This is a genomic window from Brevundimonas sp. LPMIX5, assembly GCF_003576505.1.
Classification (GTDB): Bacteria; Pseudomonadota; Alphaproteobacteria; order Caulobacterales; family Caulobacteraceae; genus Brevundimonas; species Brevundimonas naejangsanensis.
This window is the reverse complement of the sequence record NZ_QWTZ01000013.1, coordinates 82,790-96,946: the sequence shown is the minus strand read 5'-3', so window position 1 is coordinate 96,946 and position 14,157 is coordinate 82,790. Positions and strand designations below refer to the sequence as shown.

The 14,157-nt window shown below is 67.3% G+C and carries 10 protein-coding genes; 4 read left to right on the top strand and 6 right to left on the bottom strand.

Annotated features, from left to right (window positions below):
• The first annotated feature begins 252 nt into the window (after positions 1–252).
• Together D1604_RS12100 and D1604_RS12095 are read left to right on the top strand one after the other, a co-directional pair.
• A complete protein-coding gene (locus tag D1604_RS12100) occupies positions 253–930 on the top strand; it encodes a glutathione S-transferase family protein (protein WP_119413501.1) in 678 nt (225 codons plus the stop codon).
• The gene (locus D1604_RS12095) at positions 927–2,201 is read left to right on the top strand and encodes a spinster family MFS transporter (RefSeq protein ID WP_119413478.1); all 1,275 of its coding nucleotides are present in this window, start codon (positions 927–929) and stop codon (positions 2,199–2,201) included. The genes D1604_RS12100 and D1604_RS12095 overlap by 4 nt, the downstream gene beginning before the upstream one ends.
• A gap of 143 nt (positions 2,202–2,344) precedes the next feature.
• Here the strand turns inward: D1604_RS12095 and D1604_RS12090 are convergent, their stop codons facing one another.
• From D1604_RS12090 to D1604_RS12080, 3 genes are all read right to left on the bottom strand, one after another.
• A complete protein-coding gene (locus D1604_RS12090) occupies positions 2,345–3,937 on the bottom strand; it encodes an AMP-binding protein (protein WP_233552071.1) in 1,593 nt (530 codons plus the stop codon).
• 105 nt (positions 3,938–4,042) lie between these two features.
• Positions 4,043–5,122 (bottom strand): serine hydrolase domain-containing protein, encoded by a 1,080-nt coding sequence (locus D1604_RS12085; RefSeq protein WP_199683768.1) that lies wholly within the window; start codon positions 5,120–5,122, stop codon positions 4,043–4,045.
• Complete coding sequence (locus D1604_RS12080; RefSeq protein WP_147399912.1) at positions 5,122–5,841, bottom strand: GntR family transcriptional regulator; 720 nt, start codon at positions 5,839–5,841, stop codon at positions 5,122–5,124. Before D1604_RS12080 ends, D1604_RS12085 begins: the two co-directional genes overlap by 1 nt.
• A 242-nt stretch (positions 5,842–6,083) precedes the next feature.
• Here D1604_RS12080 and D1604_RS12075 point away from each other — a divergent pair, with 242 nt between their 5' ends.
• Entirely contained in the window at positions 6,084–6,665 is a 582-nt protein-coding gene (locus D1604_RS12075) for a hypothetical protein (RefSeq protein ID WP_119413476.1), read from the top strand.
• Here the strand turns inward: D1604_RS12075 and glyS are convergent.
• Together glyS and D1604_RS12065 are read right to left on the bottom strand one after the other, a co-directional pair.
• A complete protein-coding gene (gene glyS / locus D1604_RS12070; protein ID WP_119413475.1) occupies positions 6,662–8,869 on the bottom strand; it encodes a glycine--tRNA ligase subunit beta in 2,208 nt (735 codons plus the stop codon). The genes D1604_RS12075 and glyS overlap by 4 nt on opposite strands.
• Positions 8,869–9,768, bottom strand: coding sequence for a glycine--tRNA ligase subunit alpha (locus D1604_RS12065; protein ID WP_003165881.1), 900 nt, complete (start codon positions 9,766–9,768; stop codon positions 8,869–8,871). Before D1604_RS12065 ends, glyS begins: the two co-directional genes overlap by 1 nt.
• A gap of 111 nt (positions 9,769–9,879) precedes the next feature.
• On the opposite strand from D1604_RS12065, the gene D1604_RS12060 reads away from it, so the two are divergent.
• Positions 9,880–10,647 carry a polysaccharide deacetylase family protein gene (locus D1604_RS12060; RefSeq protein WP_119413474.1) on the top strand — a complete coding sequence of 256 codons (768 nt, stop codon included), beginning with the start codon at positions 9,880–9,882 and terminating at the stop codon, positions 10,645–10,647.
• An 81-nt stretch (positions 10,648–10,728) separates the two neighbouring features.
• Here the strand turns inward: D1604_RS12060 and D1604_RS12055 are convergent, their stop codons facing one another.
• Positions 10,729–14,037 carry an autotransporter domain-containing protein gene (locus tag D1604_RS12055; protein ID WP_119413473.1) on the bottom strand — a complete coding sequence of 1,103 codons (3,309 nt, stop codon included), beginning with the start codon at positions 14,035–14,037 and terminating at the stop codon, positions 10,729–10,731.
• Between the last annotated feature and the right edge of the window lie 120 nt (positions 14,038–14,157).

Below are 14,157 nucleotides of genomic sequence, written 5' to 3'. Positions count from 1 at the left end.
TTCCTCTTCCTCCGCTGGACGCTCAGCCGTTCTCTTCAGCCGCGAGCGCACGCCCTGCGGCAGACAGATGATGTAATACCATCGCATACTAATTGTCGTACAAAAACTTTGACAACCCCGCATGATGCGTCAAAGTCCATCCTAGAGCGCCGTCCGAGACGCGCCATCGGGAGGATGTATGAGGGATCGAATTACGGCGATGCGCGCGGCTGCATCCTGTGCCACGGGCGCGGCTTTCGGGGGGGCCCGCCCATGATCGAGCTTTATCACTGCGTCGACGCCCGCTCGTTCCGGGCCCTGTGGGCGCTGGAGGAGTTGGGGCTGGAGTATCGGCTGCACATGCTGCCCTTCCCACCTCGCGTCCATCGACCCGACTATCTGGAGCTGAACCCGCTCGGCACCATCCCCCTGCTGATCGACGGCGAGGTGCGGATGACGGAGTCCGCCGCGATTCCGCAGTATCTGGCGACCCGCTACGGCCCCTCGCCTCTGGCGGTCGAGGCGCACGAAACGGATTACGGCCTGTGGCTGGACTGGCTGCATCGCAGCGAGGCGACCCTGACCTTTCCCCAGACGATCGTCCTGCGATACACTCGCCTCGAACCCGAGGAACGGCGGCTGAAACAGGCGGCCGACGACTATACCCAGTGGTTCCTGTCGCGGCTGCGGCATCTGACCCGCGCGCTGGGCGACCGCGAGTGGCTATGCGCCGACCGCTTCACGATGGCCGACGTCTGCGTCGGCTATGCTCTTGTCTTCGCGCGGCTGCTGGATCTGGACCACCGGTTCAGCCCTGAGATCGCGGACTACTGGGCGCGCCTTTCCAGCCGCCCGGCCTTCCTGGCCGCCAAGGCGGCGCAGGACGTGGGCCTGCCCCCTCCCATTCCCCCAGCGCCCGGCACGAGCGGCGCCAGCGAGGCCTCGTCATGACCGCCGCCCCCGTGTCGCAGCCGACCCACAGCCGCGCCTATGCCCGCCTGGTGCTGGCCATGCTGCTGATCGTCTACATCTTCAACTTCCTGGACCGTCAGATTCTTGGGATCCTGGCCCCGGCCATCAAGGCGGACCTGGGCCTGACCAATACGCAGCTGGGCGCGCTGGGCGGCATCGCCTTCGCCCTGCTGTATTCGACGCTGGCCATTCCGCTGGCGGTCGTCGCCGACCGGACCAGCCGCAGTTGGGTCATCACCCTGTCGCTGACGGTATGGAGCGGTTTCACCGCCCTGTGCGGCATGGCCACAGGCTTCTGGAATCTGTTCTTCATGCGCGTCGGCGTCGGCGTCGGCGAAGCCGGCGGCGTGGCGCCCAGCTACGCCATCATTTCCGAATACTTCCCGCCCGAGCGCCGGGCCCGCGCCCTGTCGATCTATTCGCTGGGCATCCCGGTCGGACTGGCCGCCGGAGTCGTTCTGGGCGCCGCCATCGCCAGGGCGGTGGACTGGCGCGCCGCCTTCATCGTGCTGGGCGTCGCGGGGGTGGTGATCGCGCCGATCTTCCGTCTGGTGGTCAAGGAGCCGAAACGTCCCGCCGCCGCCAAGACCCGCCAGCCCATCGGCGCCGTCTTCTCGATCCTGGCGAAGAAGCCCAGCTTCTGGCTGATGGCTTTCGCCTCGGCCATGAGCAGCCTGGCAGGCTACGCCCTGGCCTTCTGGAGCCCGTCCATCCTGATGCAGATGTTCGGCTTCGACCTGACCACCACATCCTATTATTTCGGCTCCCTGCTATTCTTCGGCGGGGTGACGGGCGTGTTTCTGGGCGGGGTTCTGGCGGACAAGCTGGGCAAGATGGATCGCGGCGCCTACGCCAAGGTGTCCTTCATCGCCTGGGCCGTCACAGCGCCCTTCTTCATCGCCGGTTTCATGAGTTCATCGCCGGTTCTGGCCTGGTTCCTGCTGGTGATCCCCAACGCCCTGACGGTGCTGTTCGTCGGGCCGCTGACCACGGCCACGCAGCATCTGGTGCCGTCCCATATGCGGGCGACGGCGGCGGCCTGCTTCCTGTTCATCAATAATCTGATCGGGATCGGCGGCGGCTCGTGGCTGCTGGGCGGGCTGAGCGACGCCATGATCCCGCACTTCGGCGACCAGGCCCTGCGCTATTCCGCCGTCGCCCTGATGGGTTGCTATGTGATCTCGGCGGTGCTGGCCCTGCTGGCCGTTCGCACCCTGCGCAAGGACTGGGTGGAGGAAGGCGAAGCCTGATCCCCGCCGCCGTCGCCTGAAGAGCGGGTCGCCATGCGGCCCGCTCTTTTTTCATGTTGATGCTGGATCGGATAGCCGTTCGCCACGCATCAAAAAGGCCGCGCCCCCTCAGGACGCGGCCTTCTGGCTTTATGCCGAGCCCCTCAGCCCTGACTGTACAGCGCGCGCAGCTTCAGCTTGTCGATCTTGCCGGTCGAGGCCAGAGGCATGGCGTCAAGACGGATCACGGCGTCGGGCGTCCACCACGACGCGATCCTGCCCTTCAGCGCCGCCAGAATGGCCTCGTCGGATATGTCGCGGCCTTCACGCAGCTCCACAATCAGGATCGGGCGCTCGCTCCACTTCGGGTCGACGCGGCCGATCACCGCCGACAGCGCAACTTCGGGCAGGGCCGAGACGATCGCCTCGATGTCGGCCGGATTGATCCATTCGCCGCCGGACTTGATCAGGTCCTTGGAGCGGCCGGTGATCATCAGATCCCCGCGCAGGCTGATCTTCGCCAGGTCCCCGGTGTCGAACCAGCCGTCGGCGTCCACCACCGGCTCGCTCTGGCCGAAATAGCGCTCGATGACGGCGGCGCCGCGCACGAACAGGCGGCCCTCCTGATCGCGCTGCTGGGCCAGGGGCGCCCCGTCCTGATCAGCCACCATCAGATCGACGCCCAGCGCCGGTCGGCCCGACAGGGCGGCGAACCGTTCCGTATCGCTGAGGACGCCGAAGGCGCCCGTAGGCGACATCTCCGTCATGCCCCAGCTGGTCTGAACCATGACGCCCAACTGGCGCTCGATCCGCTCCATCAGGGCGGGCGGCATGGGCGCCCCGCCGACGATGATGCGCTCCAGCGACGGCAGGCGCGCGCCCGTCGCCTCCAGATGATCGCACATACCCAGCCAGACCGTCGGCACGCCCACCGCCACGGTCACGCCTTCGGACGCGATCAGCCGGGCCAGGCTGGCGCCGTCCATCTGACGGCCGGGCAGAACCATCTTGGCCCCCGTCGCCGGCAGGGCGAAGGGCAGGCCCCAGGCGTTGGCGTGGAACAGGGGCACGACCGGCATCACCACATCCACGCTGCGCAGGGCCAGCACGTCGGCCTGCAACAGCTTCCAGGTGTGCAGGAAGCTGGAGCGGTGGGTGTAGGTCACCCCCTTGGGCATCCCCGTGGAGCCCGAGGTAAAGCACAGGCCCGACGGCGCGTTCTCATCGAACTCGCCCCAGCGCACATCCATAGGGGCGTCGGCGATCAGGGGCTCGATCGCCTCGACACGGGCGCGAGGGTGAGCCAGGTCCGACGCGCCGTCGATGACGAAAACCTGCTCGACGCCCAGCGCCCGGTCCGCCACCTGCATGGCCAGCGGCATCAGATCGGCGCTGACGAAGACGATGCGCGCTTCGGACTGATCCAGCATCCAGGCCAGTTGTTCGGCCGTCAGGCGCGGGTTCAGGGTATGGCACACCGCCCCCATGCCCATGACGGCGTACCAGGTCTCGACGTGCGCCTGGGTGTTCCATGCCAGCGTCGCCACGCGGCTGCCCACCTCGACGCCCAGCCCTTTCAGGATGCTGGAGATCTTCAGGCCGCGCTGGCGCAGATCGGCATAGGTGACGCGGGCGTTGTCCTGCCCCTGACGGGCTGTGACCACCTCGGCCGCCGGATGCCATTTGGCGGCGTGCTCGACGATCTGATCGAGCGTTAGCGGGAAGGTCTGCATGCTGCCGTCAATCACGGGCTTCATCCTGTACTCTTGAGATCGGAACAGAAGCGGTCCGGGTCCCGGACAGGCTTCGGCGGCGCTCGCGACAGGTCACGAGCGGAATTTCGTCTGAAAAGGCGCGGCGTTTTAAGGTTCGGGCGCGGACGCCGGGCGGTCGCCCAGCACCTTCATCAACCGCAGCCAGAGTTGCTGATCAAAGTCCTTGTCGATGGCGGCCGCTCCCGTGCGGACCACCACCAGATTGTAGCTTGGCACGATGTAAAGGCGCCGTTCAAACAGGCCGTAAGCCCCCACCAGATCCATCGGAGCGGCTGCGATCAGGGGCCCCTCGGTCCGGCGATCGACGCCGCGCACCGCATAGTCGGCGCCGTTCAGCCACCACAGGCGCCCATAGGCCGGATTGGCCTGGGAGCGTTCGAACATGGCCGCCAGTTGAGCCTGGGACACCACCCGCGTCCCGTCCTGCGCCAGGCCGCCGCTCAACACCATCAGGCCCAGGCGGGCGATGTCGCGCGGCGTGGTCACCAGCGCCGTGTTGTTGCCGGCCGAGGCCAGGGCCGCCGGGCGCTGACGCCAGTCGGTGTCCTTCATCCCCAGCGGCTCGGTCAGCCAGGCGCGGGTCATGGCGTCCAGCGACTGACCCGACGCGGCCGTCAGCACCCGTTTGGTCACGGCGTAGACAGGGGTGTTGTAGAAGAACTGGTCGCCTGCGGGATGGGTATAGGCGAAGCCCTCGTCCAGCCCCGAGGTCATGTTCAGCAGATGCAGGACCGTGATGCGCCCTTCCTGCTCGGGCGTGGCCTTGGACCAGCCCGCGCCCAGATAGCGGCTGACCGGCTGGTCGACGTCCAGCAGCCCCTTGTCGACCGCGACCGCCGCCAGAACGGCGATAAAACTCTTCTGCTGGGACGCCACATCCTCCAGCAGGACACCATCGGCCGTATGCCCATACAGAAAGGCCGAGAACATCCGGTCGCCGACCGGCGGGCTCCACGCCTGATCGATCAGGGTGCGGTCGTCCTCGATGACGAGGAAGCCGGTCGTGTTCTGCGACCGCAGATAGTCTAGCAGCGCCTGCGTCCGCCCCTCGTCCGCAACGGTCGGCGCCGCCTGCGTCTGCGCGACGCCTGCCGCGCAACCCGTCGTGAACAGGAGCGCCGCAGCGGCCATGCCCGCCCCGGCCAGGCGCGAGATCATGCGCGGCATCAGCCCCCTCCTCTTTTCCTGGTCGAAGCCCTCTTCGACGCCGGCGGTTGCGCGGCCGGCGGCTCGGTCCTCAGGCGCGGTCCGCGCGCCAACATGATGCGGGCGACCTCGCCCTGCATGTAGTAGAGGATGTCGCGCGCGCCCTGGCTGGCCTTTTCGGCGTCGCGCGCCTCCAGCCCCTCGCGCACCTTGCGCCAGTATTCAAACGGCCCCGGCCCCTGAGCGTTGATTGCCAGAGCCACATAGGAGAAGTGAAAGCGCGTCTTGCGCCGCACCGCCTCGATCATGCGCTGGGCGTCAACGCTGGCGCAGTCGGCCATCTGGCTGAAGATGGCCTCGCTGGTCTCTATGATCTGCTCAGCCGGCGCGGTTTCCGCCGCCTGAGCCAGCAGGGCGTCGATCTTTTCAAGGATGCTGCGGATCACGGCGTCCGAACCGCGCAGACAGGCGAAACGCGCCGCCAGACCGTACAAAGCCGCCCGCACCTCATAAAGATCAAACACCTCTTCGACCGTCGTGGCCGACACGCAGGCGCCGCGATTTTCCTCGATCTCGATCAGGCCGTCGTCGGCCAGCGTCCGCAGCGCCCGGCGCACGATGGAGCGCCCGACCCCGAATTCATTGCACAGCTTGACCTCGCGCAGCCATTCGCCGGGGGCCAGCTCGCTTTTCTGGATGCGGATCCGCAGGACCTGGGCCAGGTCGTCCGCCGTGGACACGGCCGATACGGCCGCATCCGGCGCGTTCGCAGTTTTGTCCGTTGTTCCCAAAAGCCTAGCCTCCACGGCCCCCACGCTGCCCAGCCAGCGGTTTCACCATCCTGCGCCTGACATTCCTATTGCGACACCCCGGAATGAGCAAGCCCTTGTCGAACCTTATGGTCAGATTGTTGTACAATTGATTGCCGGCCGCCTCCGTCGACACGGGCGCTTTTCGCCGGATTTTCAGCTAAGGGGCGCGCATGAGCCTTCCCCTTCTTCCCAACCGGACCTGCGGCGGCTGCGTCGAGTGCTGCCGCGTGATCCCGCTGGACCTGCCCGAACTGGCCAAGCCGACGGGCGAGCTGTGCGGCTATTGCGTCGATGGGGCCGGGTGTTCGATGCACGCCATCCGGCCGCAGACGTGTCGCGTCTGGTTCTGCCTGTGGCGGGCGGTCGAACTGTCGGATGACTGGCGGCCGGACCGCAGCGGCGTCATCGTGCGGCCCGACGGGGTCGAGGATGGGGTGATCACCCTGTATGTGCTGCGCCGCTCGGATTTTCTGACGGGCATGGACTTCTTCGTCACTGTGGCGGGCTGGATCGCCGAGGGGATAGAGGTCGCCTTGAGCGTCCCCGGCCCGGTCGGGACCTATCCGGCGCGCGCCATCGTCACCGACTGGCTGCGCCCGGCGATCGAGGATGGCGACCCGGAGGATTTCCTCGCCCGCGTTCTGGCCTCGCTGGACCGGCTGGCGCAGCACGACTTCCAGCCGGACGGGATCACCGCCCGCTACGCGGTAGCATCATCCTTCTCCCACAAGGGGAGAAGGATGATGGATTAGCCCGCGATCTGACCGAAGTCGGCGACGCGGTTCATGACGCCGCGCACCTGAACAAGAAGCTTCAGGCGGTTTTCGCGCTCTTCGGCCACGTCGGAGTTGACCATGACCGCGGTGAAGAAGGCGTCCACCGGAGCGCGCAGGCGCGCCAGCGCCGTCATGGCGGCGGCGAAGTCCTCGGCCTCCAGCGCCGCGTCCACGGCCGAGGCGGCGGCGGCGGCGGCGAAGGCCAGGGCGGTCTCTTCCGCCGGCTGGTTCGGCAGGCCGGTGGCGACGGCGCCCTCAGGCAACGCCCCCTTCTTCTCCTCGGCCTTGAGCAGTTGGGCGGCGCGCTTGTAGCCCGCCAGAAGGTTCGCCCCATCGTCCGTGGCCAGGAAGGCGGCCAGCGCCTCCACCCGACGCACGATCCGCACCAGATCGTCGTCGCCCAGCGCAAAGACGGCGGCCACGAGGTCGTGGCGTTGGCCCTTGTCGCGCAGGAGGACGGTCAGGCGGTCGGCGAAGAAGGCGAGAACATCCCAGCCAAGCTGTGTGAGGCCAGCCTGATAATCCAGCGCGCCATGTTGCCAATCGGCGCCATCAGCCCCGTCAAGCATGGCCGCGATACGGATGCGATCCGCTTCGACCTCTTCCTTGCCCAGAACCGCCATACGAACCACAGAGGCGCGATCATAGTTCGGCAGCTTCTCAAGATTGCGCATGCCTGACAGATATTCGCCAGCGACGAACGCCATGCCCTGCAACGGCATCCGCACCCCATTCTCCAGCACCAGCCGGATCACGCCCAGCGCGGCGCGGCGCAAGGCGTAGGGATCCTTCGAGCCCGTGGGCTTTTCGTCGATGGCGAAGAAGCCGACCAGCGTGTCCAGCTTTTCGGCCATGGCGACGGCAACCGTGACCGGGGCGGTCGGGACAGTGTCGCCCGGTCCCTGCGGCTTGTAGTGGTCGCGGATGGCGTCGGCCACGGCGTCGGGTTGGCCGGCCAGACGGGCGTAGTAGCCGCCCATGATCCCCTGCAGTTCCGGGAACTCGCCCACCATGCCCGAGGCCAGGTCGGCCTTGGACAGGCGCGCGGCCTGGTCGGCCTGAGCCGGATCGGCGCCGACCAGCGGAGCGATCTCACGCGCCAGCGCCGCGATGCGGTCCACCCGCTCGGCCAGCGTGCCCAGTTTGGCGTGGAAGGTGACGTCCTTCAGTTTGGCGTTCCAGGCGTCGAAGCCGACCTTCTGGTCCTCGGTCCAGAAGAACTCCGCGTCGCTCAGACGGGCCGACAGCACCTTGGCGTTGCCCGCCGCCAGAGCCTGCCCCCCGTCGGTCGCCTCGACGTTGGCGACGACGACGAAGTGCGGGGCCAAGCCTTCCTTGCCCGGTTCGCGCACGGCGAAATACTTCTGGTGCACCTTCATCGACAGCTGGACCACTTCCGGCGGCAGGGCCAGGAACTGCGGGTCCATGTCGCCCAGGATCGGCGTCGGCCATTCGGCCAGACCCGACACCTCGTCCAGCAGGCCGTCGTCATCGACCAGGGCCAGCCCCCTGGCCGCGCAGACGGCCCTGGCGCCTTCGAGGATGCGCAGCTTGCGGTCGGCGGCGTCCAGCAGGACGAAGTTGCGCTCCAGCTTCTGGCGATAGTCGGCGAAGTCCTTGACCGCGAACGGCTGGCCCGCGCCCATGAAGCGGTGGCCCTCGGTCACGTCGCCCGATTGGATACCGTCCACCTCGAACGGAATCACCGCCCCGTCGAACAGGGCCAGGATGCGCTTGATCGGCCGCACCCAGCGCAGGGTTCCCGTGCCCCAGCGCATCGACTTGGGCCATGGGAAGTGGCGGATGATGTCGTCGACGCTCTCGGCCACGACCTCGGAGGTCGCGCGGCCCTTGCTGCTGATCTGCGCGAACCAGACGCCGTCGCGCTCGACCAGCTGGTCCTGCGTCAGGCCGGTCTTGCGCAGAAAGCCTTCCAGCGCCTGCGCCGGCGCCGAGGTCTTGGGCCCCTTCAGCTCTTCATTGCGGTCAAGCGTGGCGGCGGGCAGGCCGTCGATGACCAGCGTCAGGCGGCGCGGCCCAGCGTAGGTCGTCAGCGCGTCCCAGGTCAGGCCCGCGGCCTTCAGACGGTCGGACGCCATGCGCTCAAGGTCGCGCGCAGCGCCGGGCTGCATACGGGCGGGGATTTCTTCGGAGAAGATTTCGAGGAGAAGCTGGGACATCAGGCGGTCGCCCGTTCGTGTTCGACTTGAGCGAGGGCGCAGGCTTTGCACAGGTCGCGGATGCGGCCGATGTAGCTCTGGCGTTCGGCGACGGCGATGGCGCCGCGGGCGTCCATCAGGTTGAACAGGTGCGAAGCCTTCAGCACCTGATCATAGGCGGCCAGCACCAGCGGCTGCCCCTGCGGTCCCTTCATGGTCAGGAAGTGCGCGGCCTCGCGCTCCATGTCCTCAAAGCGGCGCTTCAGCGCGGCGACGTCATAGCCGTGGAAGTTGGCTTCCGACTGCTGGCGCTCGTTCTCGAGGAAGACCTCGCCATACGTGAGCCCCTCCTTGTTGAACTTCAGGTCATAGACGTTGTCGACGCCCTGAACATACATGGCCAGACGCTCCAGCCCGTAAGTCAGTTCGCCCGAGACCACGTCGACCTCGATGCCGCCGACGCCCTGGAAATAGGTGAACTGCGTCACCTCCATGCCGTCGCACCAGACCTCCCAGCCCAGCCCCCAGGCGCCGACGGTGGGGTTCTCCCAGTCGTCCTCGACAAAACGGATGTCGTGCAGGCTGGGGTCGATGCCGATGGCGCGCAGGCTGTTGAGATACAGCTCCTGCAGGTTGTCGGGGTTCGGCTTCAGGATGACCTGATACTGGTAATAGTGCTGCAGCCGGTTGGGGTTCTCGCCATAGCGGCCGTCGCCGGGGCGGCGCGACGGCTGGACATAGGCGGCCTTCCACGGCTTCTTACCCAGCGCCCGCAGCACGGTGGCCGGGTGCAGGGTGCCGGCGCCGACCTCGATGTCATAGGGCTGCAAAATGGCGCAGCCCTGCTCGCTCCAATAGTGGTGCAGGGTCAGGATCAGGTCCTGAAACGATAGAGGTTCAGCAGCGGCCACGGTCGACATTTCGGTCCGATTTCGGGAGGCGCGGACCATAGGGCCGCCACGCTTCGCCAGCAAGGCGAGGCGGCGCAATCCTTCACCCTTCTGCAAGCGCCGATGCGCTAGAAGGCGCCCATGATGCAGCAACGGATCGATCAGATGCGCCGCCGGGCGGCGCGCTACATGGGCGTCAGGCCGGTGACGGTCGCGCCTGCGCGCGGCATTCTCAGCCTCAGCTTCGATGATTTCCCGGCCAGCGCCTGGACCGAGGCGGGGCCGATCCTGGCCGAACACGGGATCAGGGCGACCTATTACGTCGCGGGTGGGCTGTGCGGCGGCGAGAACATCGGCAAGGCCCAGTTCGAGGTCGAGCACCTGCAGGCCGCGCATGAGGCCGGGCATGAAGTCGGCTGCCACACCTTCGACCACGTCAGCGCCCTGCGCCTGAGCCCCGCCGAACTGACGGACCAGTTGGCGCGCAACGCCGAATGGGTGGGCGAGCGGCTGAACGGCCACGTCATGACCACCTTCGCCTGGCCCTTCGGCGACGTGGCTTTAGGCGCCAAGGCGGTGATCGACGAGCGGTTCCTGCTGGGTCGCGGCGTGCGCGACGGGGTCAACGCCGGACGCGCCGACCGGGCCAACCTTCAGGCCATCGGCCTGGAGTCCCGCCGCCTGCCCCACTACGATCTGGAGGCGCTGGTCGCCCGCGCGGCCAAGTCGCCCGGCTGGCTGATCGCCTATGGTCATGACGTCGAGAGCGCGCCCACCCCCTACGGCTGCGCGCCCGAAGACCTCGACCGCCTGATCCGCCTGGCCAAGGCGGCGGGGCTGGAGATCCTGCCGGTCGGCGAGGCGTGGGAGCGCGTGAGCGGCGGCGCCAACTCGGCTCATCACGCCTAAAGAAAAACGCCGCCGCCCGCTGAGGGCGACGGCGTCTGTCCGTCAGGATCGCCGGAACCGAAGCCCCGGCGTCCGCACTGATCAGAACCGGAAGCTGACGCGGCCGGTCAGGCGATGATCCTTGTAGTCGTCGTTGAAGACGCCCGAGTAGCCGACCTCGATATTGGTCGACTTGTTGGCCTCGATGTTGAAGCCCAGGCCCGCCTGCAGGGCGCCCGAGTTCAGATCGGCGCCTTCGATGCGGAAGACCGGACCGTCCGCGAAGGCCGCGTTGAACACGGGGCCGTCGCCGCTCAGGTCTTCGGTCCAGGCCAGATGGCCCACCGCCGACAGCGCCGGACGGCCGTTGCCGCCCGCCAGATAGGTCTCGGTGCGCAGACCCGCCGTCAGCAGGTCCGAGGTCTGGGAGACCTGGCCCGACAGGGCCGCATCGCCGCCGCGCTCGACCACGTCCGCATCATACTCGACACGGGTGTAGTTCAGGTACGGCTCCAGAACCGTCGAGCCCATGACCGGCTTGCGCCAGGACACCTCGCCATAGGCCTGCCAGGCCTCGCCGTCGTAGCGGCCGGTCAGTTGCTCGTTGAAGCGGTTCAGCGAGGCCGTCCGGTCGGTCCGGGTGCGCGAGTCCATCCAGGCGCCGCCCAGACGGAAGTCGAAGGCGCCCAGGCTGGCGGCGCCGTAGACGCCGATGTGCTGGGTCTTGACCTCGCCGGTCGAGCTCAGGCGGTTGGCGCGGATTTCCGACTGGCTTTCACCAACCGCGACGCCGATATGAGCGCGACCGTTCAGCGTCTTCTCGACCCCGGCCAGATAGCCCGAGGTTTCGCTGCGGAAACCGGCCAGTTCGCCGTTGTCCTGACGCCCGCTGCCGAAGACGCCCGAAGCCCAGACGGCGACGCCGCGACCGTCGACCGCCTCGGTCGTGCCGTTGCGGCCGCGCGTCAGCATGGCGTCGCGAATGAAGCGCGAGTCGCCCGTCGCCACGCCCGCCAGGGTCGCGTGGACCTCGCCCGTCAGACTGTTCAGCGCGCCGCGCACATTGTCGAAGCTGCCGTCCAGGATAGCGTCTTCAAGGGCCGTGTTACGGCCTGCGGGCGCTTCGGGGATGATCGACGCCGTCATGACGTCCAGGGCCCCGCCGACAGCCCTCGTGTTCGGGGTGGTCCCGGCCGAGGCGATGGTCACATCGTTGCGGACCAGGGTCAGCTTCACGGTGTTGGCGTCATAGGTCAGGATCGGCTTCAGGAAGGCCAGATCGCTCTTGGCGCCGGTGAAGGTCCCGGTCACGCCGCCCGCCGACTGCAGGATGTTCATGCGGGTGCGAAGGTTCCATTCGCCCTGGTCAGCCTTGAGGATGACCTCGCCGCCTTCCAGCGTGGTCGCGCCCTCGACCGCCACCCGCGAATGCTCGGCGCCGTTCACGCTGGAGCGGATCCACAGATAGGAGCCGTCCTTGAACAGCAGGTCGTTGGCGATGGTCAGCGTACCGAACGGATTGGCCGTATCGCCGGGCGACAGGACGCCGCCCTTCTCGACCACCACATCGGCCAGACGGCCCAGGCCGCCCAGCATCCCCAGCTCGGCCACGGTCGAGGTCGAGTTGATCAGGCTGCCGTTGACCGTCAGCAGGCCGCCTTCGACCCGCGTGGCGCCGGTGTAGTCGTTATTCCCCGTCAGGATCAGCTCGCCGCCGCCCTTCTTGACGATGCCGCCGATATCGTCCGGGAAGGAGGCCAGAACCTCGGCGGAATAGCGGTCGCGCGCATCGCCGATGTCGTTGCTCCACACGTCCACCGTGCCGACGCGGACATCGACGTCCCGAACGTCGCGCAGAGCCGTCGGCCCCTTGAGCGCGACCTCCATCTGCGGCGCCCCCCAGCCCGACATCAGGTCGACGCCCGGCGCGTCCAGGTCCAGCGAGCTGGACAGCAGGATGTCGCTGATCAGGGCCGTGTCGTACTCAGGGAAGTGCTCCATCAGCAGGGCCGCAAAGCCCGAGATGTTCGGGGCCGCCATCGAGGTGCCGGTGTAGGCCGCATAGTCCGGCCCGGTGTAGGTGATCAGGCTCTCCAGCCGCTGCATCAGCAGGGCGTTGGCCTGGGTCAGAACGTCGGATGAGAAGGCCGGCGTCAGGATGGCCATGTTGTTGGTCGAGGTCAGCAGACTGGCGAGTACGTCGGTGAAGCCGTCCGGATCGCCCATCCGGCCGCCCGAGATCAGAGTGATGGCGACCGCGTCCTCGGCCACCTGGCGACGCGCGGCGGCTTCATCGAACGGCAGGCCCGCAGCCTCGGCGGCGAACTTGGCGTTCAGATAGGCGTTCAGCGTTCCCAGGAAACGGTTGACGGCGGCGTTCTGAAGCGCCGCAACCGTCGTCGGCGTATACAGCGACATGTAATCTGTCGGCCGATACATGGCGACAATGGCGTTGAAGTCGAAATCAAACCCCGGCACCGCCGAGATGATCTGATGGCCCGGACCGGCCACGCACCAGGTCGCGGTCTGGCCGCAGAAGCTGGTCGAAGGGCTGGGGGTCAGGGCGCCGGTATAGTTGGCGACGGACAGCCAGTTTGCGCGCAGGCGCGGGTCGAACATCGGCGTCGCCGCATCGATGCCGGCGTGCGCGCCATATCCGTTGCCCGCCGAGAAGACGACCAGGACGTCGTTGTCGAGAACCGGCTTGTAGAAGTCGCCGTAGTTGCGGGCCAACGCCTGACGGACCAGCGCCTCGGGGGCGTCGAAGGGCAGGCTGTTGGACGAGCCCCAGCTGTTGTTGATAATCCGCACCTCGCCCGTGGCGGCCAGATCAATGATGTTGGTCTGGGCGGTGCTGACGATGTCGCCGTTGATATAGACGTCGCGGAACCACAGGAAGTCGCCGGCGGCGAAGTTGGTCGTGGCCGAATAAATGTTGGCGCCGAAGGCGTTGCCGAACATCAGCTCGCCTTCCATGCGGCCGCCGCCGATAGTGCCTGCGACGTGGGTGCCATGACCTTCCCAGCCGCGCCGCGGATTGATGCGACCGTCGTTGCCGTAGTCGTCGGAGACGACGGTGTTCAGGCCCTTGATCTTGCCCGCCCCGCCGAACAGCGGGTGATCCATGTAGACGCCCGCGTCATTGACGCCGACGGTCAGGCCCTTGCCCGTCAGACCCAGGGCGTAGGCGTGCTCCAGACCCAGATAGGCCTTGGAATAGTCGATCGAGAATTGCGCGTCTTCGCGCCAGGAGGCCAACGCCGCCTGATAATCGGCGGTGCGCGATCCGTCCGCCATATAGAAACCGCCTGCGGGCGGCGTGACCGGCGCCTGGGCGGAGGCGTCGCTGGCCCAGACAAGGGCCGATCCGGCGACTGCAACAAGAAGACCGGCCTTGAACGCGTTGATCATGGTTCCCCGCAATGGTGACTGCACAAAAAGGCGCGTCCGTCCCGATAGTCCCCTGACCGTCGATTCACGGCGCTCCCTCCACCTGCATTTGAGCCGGAAAGTTCCGACTACTGTCAATCA